General features: G+C 45.3%; 2 protein-coding genes. Both read left to right on the forward strand.

Translation table 11 applies throughout. The features are described 5' to 3' along the window. Positions 1-109 precede the first annotated feature (109 nt). The gene (locus AB4512_RS22050; protein WP_017067925.1) at positions 110-1,441 is read left to right on the forward strand and encodes an MFS transporter; all 1,332 of its coding nucleotides are present in this window, start codon (positions 110-112) and stop codon (positions 1,439-1,441) included. Positions 1,442-1,584: 143 nt separating this feature from the next. After that, a partial coding sequence (locus AB4512_RS22055; protein ID WP_372175680.1) for a multidrug transporter occupies positions 1,585-2,188 on the forward strand: 604 nt, incomplete at its 3' end.

The raw sequence follows: 2,188 nt of genomic DNA on the forward strand, positions 1-2,188 counted from the left end.
TCGAAGATCACCCAAACCAGATATTTTAGGGATTTGGCAACAATTCCATGATTTAAAAGAGTAAAAGGGTTATACATAATAATGTGTTATCTAAATTACTGAAATTATCATGACGCTCAAAGAGATCCTTAAAATTCCCAATGTCCGCTACTTCTTGATGTTTAGAAGCAGCTACTTTGCGCGTTTTTACTACCCTATATTCACACTACTTTATTTAGATTACGGGTTAACCCTGTCTCAATTCGCGATGCTCAATGTAGTTTGGGCGGCCACCATTGTGCTTGCTGAAGTACCGTCGGGTGCATTCGCCGATACCTTAGGCCGCAAGAAACTGGTGGTGCTGTCTTCGATTGTGATGTTTGTTGAGATCGCAATGATCGCCTTAGTGCCAACCGGAAACCCCGACTTGGTGTTCATAGTCTTTCTGATTAACCGGATTCTCAGTGGCTTAGCGATGGCACTGGCCAGCGGCGCCGACGAGGCATTGGCTTACGACACCTTAAAAGAACAAGGTAATGAAGAGTTGTGGCCGCGAGTGCTGCAAATCCAGCTTCGTGTCGCCTCAACGGTCGGTATCTTTGTCACGCTGATTGGTGCGGCGATGTACGACGTGAACTTTATGACGAACATCTTTCATTTCCTTGGACTAGCCGAACCAGAAAGCACTAAAGACCTGATGCGTATTCCTGTGTTCGCCACCCTATTTGTAGCGATGATCGCCATCTATGCCGCGATTAATATGCGCGAAGAGAAAAAGGTGATGCCAAGCGACCAAACCAAATTGGCAACCACCATCTCAAGTCTTAAATTGACGATCGATGCGGGTAAATGGGTATTCGCTACACCTTACGTGCTGTTCATCTTGCTCTACTACAGCCTATTCGAACACACCTCACGCATGTTCCTAACCATGAACAGCCAATACTATCTGGCGATTGATATTCCAATTATCTACTTTGGTTTTATTGGTGCGGGTATAAGTTTGCTTAAGATTATATTGGCAGGACAAAGCCGAAGATTAGCAGAGAGTATTGAGCCTAAAACCTTCATTGTGGTCATGGGTTTAGCAAGCATGGCGACTTATTACTGGATCAGTTTAGGTTGGTCGATTTACGGGGTCATTCCGGCGTTGGTGTTAATCTTTATCATCATGACGATGAACATTTTCATCAGCTACCACCTGAATAAAAAGACCGAATCGCACAACCGAGCCACCGTTCTTAGTTTCAAAGGTTTAATGTTTAACCTCGGATACGGGCTGATCGGGATCTTGTACGCTTACTACTATAAGTTGGTGTCTCAGGGCTTCACCGAACAAGAAATAGAACAGAACCTTGCCTTCTTGGCCTCACTGTCTTCGTTTTTCTATTACTTCACCTTACTGTTCATTTCGATCAGCGCGCTGTTCTATTTCAAAAACAAGAAACAGCCGATCTTCTGAAGAAAGCATCGAACTGTTGAAGATATCTCTACTGCCGAATAGAGAATAAAGGTGAGCCTGTGGCTATAAACAGATAATGACACTTCTTATCAAGTGATTTTTTGTTAGTATCACCACCAAATTACATAACACATGGACGCGTCATGTCTTTTAGTTGGATAGCCTTTACTCTCCTTGCCGCCTTTAGCCAATCTTGGCGCAATGCCTTTCAAAGTAAATTAAGTGGCACCATGAGCGTGGCTGGCGTAACGTTAGCGCGATTTATTTGGGCTAGCCCTATCGCCCTTATTTACCTCTGCGCCCTCTATCAATGGCAGCCCGTATCCGCACCGGATTTTTCGGGTGAGTTTGTTTTCTATATTGTTGCTGCCGCCATCATGCAGATCCTCGCGACCGGCTTAATGGTGATGCTGTTCAAGCTCGAAAACTATGCGATAGGCGCAGGCTTAGCCAAGTGTGAAGCCCCCGTATCTGCTGTGCTATCCGTATTGTTTTTTGGTACTGCTTTGACACTAACAGGTTGGGTCGGCGTACTTATTGGTACTTTAGGCGTGCTAATCATGAGTAGCGCTTCTGGCTGGCGAAGCTTGTCCCCGAAAGTGTTCTTATTAGGTATGGCGTGTAGCACCGCCTTTGCTTTAACGTCTCTTTGGGTACGGGAAGCAAGTTTGAGCATAGGGTTGCCCTTCCCTCATAGCGCTGCTTGGGTGCTGTTCCTCGTCATTTCCCTTCAGACAGTGATTATCT

Source organism: Vibrio sp. 10N.222.52.B7 (assembly GCF_041474275.1).
Lineage (GTDB): Bacteria > Pseudomonadota > Gammaproteobacteria > Enterobacterales > Vibrionaceae > Vibrio > Vibrio crassostreae_C.

Bases quoted from the DNA above. Each gene is read 5' to 3' on its own strand.
- AB4512_RS22050 (WP_017067925.1), top strand. From the start codon at position 110: ATGACGCTCAAAGAGATCCTTAAAATTCCCAATGTCCGCTACTTCTTG.